Here is an 8533-nt window from a genome sequence, read left to right as displayed (position 1 = left end):
GAAGTGAACCGGAACTTCGACGGTAACCTGGCTGTCCTTGGAGACGCGCAGGAAGTCGACGTGCATGGTGAAGTCACGGACCGGATCCAGCTGGTAGTCCTTCGGCAGGACGCGGATCTTTTCGCCGTTGACGTCGATGGTTGCGACGGTGGTCATGAAACCGCCGGCGTGGATCTTCATCGTCACTTCCTTGGTGGAGAGTGCGATGGAAACGGGGGCCTGCTTGTCACCATAGATGACAGCCGGGATAAGACCGTTGCGACGAAGTTCACGGGAGGACCCCTTACCAACCCGTTCGCGCGTCTCGGCCTTGAGCTCGTAGGATGCGTGGCTCATGGATAGACCTTTCTAATGTCTAATGCTGGAGAGTTCATCCGCCATGCGGAAGAACCGAAGCCGCAAGGACTTCATCCGCGTTGCCTCCAAGGGTGTCTACGCGGACGGGCGCTCCATAGACGAGATCACCCGCGAATGCAAGCTTTGCCGCAGATTCAGGCCTTTTTGCCTGTGAAACGAGCCAGCGCCAGCATCGCCCCGCCGGCAATGAGCCCCCAGAAGGCGCCCGAGACACCGCCGAAGCTGACACCGGATGCGGTGACCAGAAACGTGATTGCGGCGGCCTCGCGGGTCTTTGCCTCCGTGAAGGCGGCAACCGCCGAACTGGCAAAGGCGCCGACGAGGGCAAGACCTGCCACGGCCTCGATCAAAATGGAAGGCGCCAGGCTGACGAAGGTGGTGACGGCGCCTGCGAGAAGGCCGAACAGAATGTAAAAGCCGCCGGCGTTGATCGCCGACCAGTAGCGCCTGCCGCGGTCGGGATGGCTGTCGCTGCCGGCGCACATGGCTGCCGTGATCGCGGCCAGGTTGACCGCATGGCCGCCAAAGGGCGCGCTCAACATGGAAAAGACGCCTGTCGTTGCAAACAGCGGCCCGGGGGCAGGGTGGTAGTCGTTGACTTTCAACACGGCGATGCCGGGAATGTTCTGTGACGCCATGGTGACGATGAAGAGCGGTAGCGCAACGCTGACCATGGCGGCGACATTGAACTGCGGCGCGACGAACTCGACCGTGGGAACCAGCGCAGACGAGATCGTCGCAAAGGCGCCTTCGGGGATCTCGACGCCAAAGGCGATGACGAGCACGAAAGCGACCAGGGCCGCGGGCACTGCGAAGAGCTTGTTGACGCTGCCGACGACCGCCCAGGCAATGAGGATCGGCAGGCCCAGAAGAGGATTGAAGGCGATCGCCTTGACCGGCGCGAAGCAGAGGCTGAGCAGCACGCCTGCAAGCATCGCGTTGGCAAGCGGCGCCGGAATGGCCGACACCAGCCGGCCGAGCGGTTTCCAGAGGCCGGCGATGACGACGAGCAGGCCGCAGACGAGAAAGGCGCCGACGGCGGCGTTGAAGCCGCCTTCGACGATGCCGGCGCTGGCAAGAAGTGCGGCACCCGGCGTGGACCAGGCGATGCTGACCGGAAGCCGCGTGACCGTGCTAAGCACGATCGCGCAGACACCCATGGAGACCGATAGCGCCATTAGGCCGGAGGCGGCCTGTGCTTCGCTGGCGCCAACACCGGTCAGGCCATGAAGCACGACGGCGAACGAACTGGCAAAGCCGACGAAGGCGATCAAGAGACCCATGAACAGGCTCTGGAGCGAAAAGTCACGAAGCATGGCGAGCAACCGGCTGTTGTGGATTTGAGTCGTGGCGGAAATGCCCTTGGCGTACCACATTCCGCCAAGCTGTCGATATCGGCGGCGTGATGTACCAATCAAAGTCGCTGACGGGTGGCAGCCCTCGAACCTTCGTCTGGCTGGACCATTGCGGAAATCGATGACTATAGTGCCGCTCAATGCAGGTGCGGCCGCTTGGGAGATCGGCTGCAGCTGCGGTCGCCGGACGACGCTTCAGGGAGGAAGCCGATGCCTGCCGTCAGGGATCATTCGGAACTGGTCTACAAGGTCACGCATCAGCCGTCGGCCGCGGCAAGTTCGCCGGTTGCCGCCTCCTGGCGGCGCTGCATGACGCTGCATGGGCTTGTGCCCGAAGACAGGCGCACGCCCCTTCTTCTTACTGACCGAGAGTTCCAGCTTGCGCGTGAACGTTCGGCGGAGCTGATCCTGGAGGCGGGCGGGGAACTCGATCGCCTGTTCGCGACAGTCGGCAAGGCTGGATGCTGCCTGCTTTTGACCGATGACAAGGGCGTGGCGCTGGAACGGCGCGGCGCGGTTGGCGACGATGCCGACTTTCGCGGTGTCGGACTCTGGTCCGGTACCGTCTGGAGCGAGGCGAGCGTCGGAACCAACGGCATCGGCACGGCGATCGCCGACGAGCGCGCCGTCGTCATTCAACGCGACCAGCATTTCCTCAGCAGCAATATCGGGCTTAGCTGCACCACGGCGCCGATCCGCGATCATTGCGGGCGGCTGGCTGCGGCCCTCGACATTTCCACCTGCCGCGATGATGCGTCCGAGATGACGATATCGCTCCTGTCGCAGGCCGTGCGTGACGCGGCCGCCCGCATCGAGGCGGGTCTTTTCCGTCGGGCCTTTGCCGGCGCCCGGATCGTGCTGGTACCGGTCGATCGGGCAGGGCCGGCGCTGCTTGCGGTCGACCGTGACGACCTCGTGCTGGGCGCGACGCGTGCCGCCCGGTTGTGGCTCGATCTCGATGACAAGCGTATCGCCGCCGGCGTTCCGGCCTCCGATCTTCTTCGCGAAGAGATGGCGTCGGATGCGAGCGAATTGCCCGATGCTGAACGCGCCGCCCTGCGCCGGGTGCTGTCGCGGGTCAACGGCAACGTCTCCTTGGCGGCCGAACAGCTCGGCATCAGCCGCGCCACGCTTTACCGCAAGATGAAGCGGCTGCAGGTCAACTGACCCTCACGGCGCCCCTCACCCTAACCCTCTCCCCGCAGGTGGGGAGAGGGGACGAGGGTTTCGTCGGCCTTGTGGGGACGGGCGGGTGCAACATGCCTCCTCTCCGTCATGACGGGGAGAATGTCCCGGCAGGGGGATGAGGGGGCGGATCCTGGCACTCGGATTACGCAACTTGCTGCACCGCAGCACGGTCACGCAGGCAAAGCTGTCTCAATTCTGAAACACATCGCGCCGACGCTGTCTGTGCCTCCCTATCGAAGACGCGCATTCAGCCGCACCTTTCTTCTCACAGCCCCGTTGCTGGTTTCAGGGAGGAATGACCATGCTGCATCAGAAGATCGTCGAAAGCCCGTTCAAGCAGAAATACGGCAACTTCATCGGCGGAGAATGGCGAGAGCCGGTGGCCGGGCGCTATTTCGACAACACGACGCCGGTGACCGGTGGCGTGCTGTGCCAGGTGGCCCGGTCGGACGCCGCCGATATCGAGCTGGCGCTCGACGCCGCCCATGCGGTGCGCGAGAAGTGGGGCCGCACGTCTGCCGCCGAGCGCTCCAACATCCTGATGAAGATCGCCGGCCGGATGGAGGACAACCTCGAACTGCTCGCGCGTGCCGAGACCTTCGACAACGGCAAGCCGATCCGCGAGACCATGGCGGCCGACATTCCGCTCGCCATCGACCACTTCCGCTATTTCGCCGCCTGCATTCGGGCTCAGGAAGGTTCGATCGGCGAGATCGACCACGACACGGTCGCCTATCATTTCCACGAGCCGCTCGGCGTCGTCGGCCAAATCATTCCCTGGAACTTTCCGATCCTGATGGCCGCCTGGAAGCTGGCGCCGGCGCTGGCCGCCGGCAATTGCGTCATCTTGAAGCCTGCCGAACAGACGCCGGCCTCGATCCTCGTCTGGGCCGATCTTGTTGGCGATCTCCTGCCGGCGGGCGTGCTCAACATCGTCAACGGCTTTGGCCTTGAAGCCGGCAAGCCGCTCGCCACCAACCCGCGCATCGCCAAGATCGCCTTTACCGGCGAGACGACCACCGGGCGGCTGATCATGCAATATGCCAGCCAGAACCTCATTCCGGTGACACTGGAACTCGGCGGCAAGTCGCCGAACATCTTCTTTGCCGACGTGCTCGCCGAGGATGACGACTACTTCGACAAGGCGCTCGAAGGTTTTGCGATGTTCGCGCTGAACCAGGGCGAGGTCTGCACTTGCCCCAGCCGGGCGCTGGTGCAGGAGAGCATCTATGATCGCTTCATGGAACGGGCCTTGAAGCGCGTCGAGGCGATCCGCCAGGGCAACCCGCTCGACAGCGCCACGATGATCGGCGCGCAGGCTTCCAGCGAGCAACTCGAAAAGATCCTCTCCTATATCGACATCGGCCGCCAGGAAGGTGCCGAAGTGCTGACCGGCGGCGGCCGCAACGTGCTTGAAGGGGAGCTTGCCGAAGGCTTCTACGTCAAGCCGACGGTGTTCCGTGGCCACAACAAGATGCGCGTCTTCCAGGAGGAAATCTTCGGACCGGTGGTTTCGGTCACCACCTTCAAGACGGAAGCCGAGGCACTGGAGATCGCCAACGATACGCTCTACGGCCTCGGTGCCGGCGTCTGGAGCCGCGATGCCAACCGTTGCTATCGCTTCGGCCGGGAGATCCAGGCGGGCCGCGTCTGGACCAATTGCTACCACGCCTATCCGGCGCATGCGGCCTTCGGCGGCTACAAGCAGTCCGGCATCGGTCGCGAGACCCACAAGATGATGCTCGATCATTACCAGCAGACCAAGAACATGCTGGTGAGTTACAGCCCGAAGGCGCTCGGCTTCTTCTGATCGGAATTGCCTTCCCGCCGCCGGGAAGGTTGCATGAGCGGGAGGAAAGGTATTCTCCGCCTTTCCTTCCTGCTCGATCAACGGCTGAGGCGTGCTCTCCACCCGCGCCTCAGCCGAACAGTGTCATGCGACGCGCATTGGGGCAGGGAGATTGGCCATGTCCGCCGAGACGATGGAAACCGACGGGAACAACGAAGCGCGCGTGCTGGCGACGGACGCGGCGCTCGACTTCATCGCTGAAATCCGGCGCGATCATCCCGATATCCTGTTTCACCAGTCCGGTGGCTGCTGCGACGGCTCGTCGCCGATGTGCTACCCGGCGGATGACTACATCGTCGGCGACAACGACGTGAAGCTCGGCGAGATCGGCGGCGTTCCGGTCTACATCAGCGCCAGCCAGTTCGAGGTCTGGAAGCACACCCAACTGATCATCGATGTGGTGCCGGGCAGGGGCGGCATGTTCTCGCTCGACAATGGGCGGGAGAGGCGTTTCCTGACGCGCTCTCGCCTTTTTGGCGGCGGCGAGGCCTGTGCCGTGGTTTTTCGCGGGCGGTAAGGCGACGCCTATTTCCGCTCGCGTCCAATCCTCGCCGCCAGGTCGAGCAAGGCCCGAAGCTTCGGCTGGGTCTGGGCCTTGGCCGGGAAGTAAAGATAGAGCCCCGGTGAGGTCGGCAGGAAGACTTCGAGCACCCGTTCTAGTCGCCCCGTCGCGATAGCGCCGCGCACGGAAAGATCCGGCAGATAGGAGAGGCCCATACCGGCCTCTGCCATTTCCAGGAGCATCTGGAAGTCGTTGGCCGTGAGGCCGCCGGGAGCGTCGACGGAGAAGTCCCGTCCGTCGCGCTCGAACTCCCAGCGATAGACCGTACGCGATGCCGGATAGCGATAGCGGATCGCCTCGTGCCGGGTCAGGTCTTCGGGTGTCGCCGGCCTTCCATACTTGCCGAAATAGGCAGGCGAGCCGACGACGGCCCAGGTGATGTCGGGCGTCAGCCGCACCGCGATCATGTCCTTTTCGACCGCTTCGCCGATGCGAATACCGGCATCGAAGCCGTGCTCGGTGATATCGACCGCCGCATCGTCGATCGAGATTTCGACGGAAACGTCGGGATAGGCCTGGCGAAAACGCGGCAGAAGCGGCGTCAGTACCAGCGGGATCGCCATTCGCGGCACGGTCAGCCGCAGATTGCCCATCGGCCGCTCACGAAAGTCCCCCAGCTGCTCGTAGGCGTCCGTGATCTCCAGGGCCGCGGGACGCACACGCTTCAGGAAGGCAGCGCCCGCCTCGGTCAACGCGACGCGCCGGGTGGTGCGCACGAAGAGTTGGAGACCAAGGCGCGTCTCCAGGGCACGGATCGTCTGGCTGACGGCAGTGGGCGTGACCCCCAGCGTTGCCGCAGCGGCCGTGAAGCTGCTGTGCTCCGCCACCACCAGAAACGCCTGCAGTCCGTTGAATGGGTCGTTCGCCATGGGCCTATTATGAAGTCACTCTTCGCAAGCTTTGAAGATAGCGGCAGTTTTTCGCAGCAATCAACTTTGGCATGGTCTCCGCAAGACAATTCTGTCTCTGAGGGAATGGAGAACGACATGCAGTACGCGACGCTTGGAAATACCGGTCTGGTGGTCTCGCGGCTCGCCTTCGGGGCGATGACGTTTACCTCTGGCGACCGCAGCATCGGCTCCGTCTACAAGACCGACGCGGAGGCCGCCGACGCCCTGGTCGGCCAGGCGCTCGATGCCGGCATCACCTTCTTCGACACGGCGGATGCCTACGCCTCCGGACAATCCGAGCGGATCCTCGGCGAAGCGCTCAAGGACCGCCGCGACGAGGTGGTGATCGCCACCAAGGTAGGGTTCCGCACGGGCACGCCGCTCACCCAATCTGGACTGTCGCGCCGGCATATCCTCTGGTCGGTCGATCAGAGCCTGAAGCGGCTCGGCACCGACTGGATCGACGTCTATATCGTCCACAAGGAGGACCCGCATACGCCGCTTGAGGAAACTCTGCTTGCGCTCGATGCGGTCGTGCGTTCGGGCAAGGCACGCTACATCGGCTTTTCCAACTGGTCGGCCTGGAAGGTGGCGGCAGCGCTTGAGATCCAGAAGGCCAATGGGCTTGCGCCCTTCACCCATGGGCAGATGCATTATTCGCTGCTCGGCCGCGATGTCGAGCGCGACGTCATTCCGATGATGGACCGCTATGGGTTGGGCCTGACGGTCTGGAGCCCGCTGGCGTCCGGTTTTCTTTCGGGCAAATACACCCACGACAATCTCGGCGACCCGGACAATCGCTATTCCGGTTTCGACATCCTGCCCTTCGACAAGGAGCACGGCTTCAGGCTCGTGGAGCGCATGCGCACCATCGCCGACCAGCGCGGGGCAAGCGTGGCGCAGGTGGCGATCGCCTGGCTGCTGGCGAGACAGGCGGTGACGAGCGTGCTGCTGGGCGCTTCCAAGCCGCACCAGCTGAAAGACAATCTCGGCGCGGCCGATCTCGTTCTGACGCCAGCGGAGATCTCGGCACTCGACGCGGCGACCGTGCCGGCGCCAGTCTATCCCAACTGGTTCATCGACAATCTTGCCGACCAGCCGCTGGTGCAGGCGCTCGGCCGCTAGATCAAAACAATCTAGCTCTTTGAGATAACGCAATTCCGGACGGAGAACCGTTTCACACTTTTCCTGGAATTACTCTAGCCACGTCTTCACAACGAAAAACGCCGGCGCTTTGGACGCCGGCGTTTCATGAATGCGCGGGTAGGGACGGCCTCAGTCGAAGAGGCTCGAAACCGACTCTTCCTGGCTGGTGCGGCTGATGGCTTCGCCGAGCAGGCCCGCGGTGGTGATCACCCGGATGTTGTGGGCGGACTGGACGGCCGTGGTCGGCTGGATCGAGTCGGTGATGACCAGTTCCTTCAGCATCGACGAGGTGACGCGGGCAACCGCGCCGCCGGAGAGAACGCCGTGGGTGATGTAGGCGGTGACGCTGGTCGCGCCGTTCTTCAGAAGTGCTTCGGCCGCGTTGCAGAGCGTGCCGCCGGAATCGACGATGTCGTCGATCAGCAGGCAGTCCTTGCCCTTCACGTCGCCGATGACGTTCATGACTTCGGATTCACCCGGACGATCACGGCGCTTGTCGACGATTGCCAGCAGACAGTCGAGGCGCTTGGCAAGCGCACGGGCGCGTACCACGCCGCCGACGTCGGGCGAAACGACCATGACGTTCTTCAGGTCGTAGTTTTCCTTGACGTCGCGGGCGAGGATCGGGATCGCGTAGAGGTTATCGGTCGGGATGTCGAAGAAGCCCTGGATCTGGCCGGCATGAAGATCGAGCGTCAGAACGCGGTCGGCGCCGGCTTCGGTGATCAGGTTGGCGACGAGCTTGGCGGAGATCGGCGTGCGCGGGCCGGCCTTGCGGTCCTGGCGGGCATAGCCGAAATAGGGGATCACGGCGGTGATGCGGCGGGCGGAGGAGCGCCGTACCGCGTCGATCATGATGAGCAGTTCCATCAGGTGATCGTTGGTGGGGAAGGATGTCGGCTGGATGATGAACACATCCTCGCCGCGCACGTTTTCGCCGATCTCGACGAAGATTTCCTGATCGGCGAAACGGCGTACCGTCGCTTTGCCGAGAGGCAGATTGAGATAGTTGCAGATCGCTTCGGCCAACAGCCGGTTCGAATTACCTGCGAAAACCTTCATTGACGGACCGCCTTGAGCTGGCGCGGTCACCGTCCGGTGCTGTTCCGGGAGCGGTGTGTTCCGCGCAGATTCCGAGAGCCATTCCAATCGCGGACATTCTTTGCGGATGGCCGCCGTTCAGAGC

The 8533-nt window shown here is 63.5% G+C and carries 8 protein-coding genes; 4 read left to right on the top strand and 4 right to left on the bottom strand.

Annotated features, from left to right (window positions below; translation table 11 throughout):
- On the bottom strand, positions 1-336 hold a 336-nt coding region (locus VGO04_RS27340), incomplete at its 3' end, for a 50S ribosomal protein L25/general stress protein Ctc (RefSeq protein WP_327499112.1).
- A 155-nt stretch (positions 337-491) separates the two neighbouring features.
- Entirely contained in the window at positions 492-1673 is a 1182-nt protein-coding gene (locus VGO04_RS27335) for a benzoate/H(+) symporter BenE family transporter (protein WP_327499111.1), read from the bottom strand.
- Positions 1674-1922: 249 nt separating this feature from the next.
- Between VGO04_RS27335 and VGO04_RS27330 the strand changes: the two genes are divergently transcribed.
- From VGO04_RS27330 to VGO04_RS27320, 3 genes are all read left to right on the top strand, one after another.
- Positions 1923-2879, top strand: a complete 957-nt coding sequence (locus VGO04_RS27330; RefSeq protein ID WP_327499110.1) for a helix-turn-helix domain-containing protein — start codon at positions 1923-1925, stop codon at positions 2877-2879.
- 322 nt (positions 2880-3201) lie between these two features.
- Positions 3202-4710, top strand: a complete 1509-nt coding sequence (gene adh, locus VGO04_RS27325) for an aldehyde dehydrogenase (RefSeq protein ID WP_327499109.1) — start codon at positions 3202-3204, stop codon at positions 4708-4710.
- A gap of 172 nt (positions 4711-4882) precedes the next feature.
- Entirely contained in the window at positions 4883-5266 is a 384-nt protein-coding gene (locus tag VGO04_RS27320; RefSeq protein WP_327499113.1) for a DUF779 domain-containing protein, read from the top strand.
- 8 nt (positions 5267-5274) lie between these two features.
- Here the strand turns inward: VGO04_RS27320 and VGO04_RS27315 are convergent, their stop codons facing one another.
- Complete coding sequence (locus VGO04_RS27315) at positions 5275-6180, bottom strand: LysR family transcriptional regulator (protein WP_327499108.1); 906 nt, start codon at positions 6178-6180, stop codon at positions 5275-5277.
- Between the two features lie 117 nt (positions 6181-6297).
- Between VGO04_RS27315 and VGO04_RS27310 the strand changes: the two genes are divergently transcribed.
- Positions 6298-7326 (top strand): aldo/keto reductase, encoded by a 1029-nt coding sequence (locus tag VGO04_RS27310; protein WP_327499107.1) that lies wholly within the window; start codon positions 6298-6300, stop codon positions 7324-7326.
- 150 nt (positions 7327-7476) lie between these two features.
- Here the strand turns inward: VGO04_RS27310 and VGO04_RS27305 are convergent, their stop codons facing one another.
- Complete coding sequence (locus tag VGO04_RS27305) at positions 7477-8409, bottom strand: ribose-phosphate pyrophosphokinase (RefSeq protein WP_327499106.1); 933 nt, start codon at positions 8407-8409, stop codon at positions 7477-7479.
- Positions 8410-8533: the final 124 nt, after the last annotated feature.

The sequence above is a fragment of the Ensifer sp. genome, from assembly GCF_035999185.1.
GTDB lineage: Bacteria > Pseudomonadota > Alphaproteobacteria > Rhizobiales > Rhizobiaceae > Ensifer.
The sequence above is the reverse complement of the archived record's forward strand: the minus strand, read 5'-3'. Positions and strand labels throughout refer to the sequence as shown.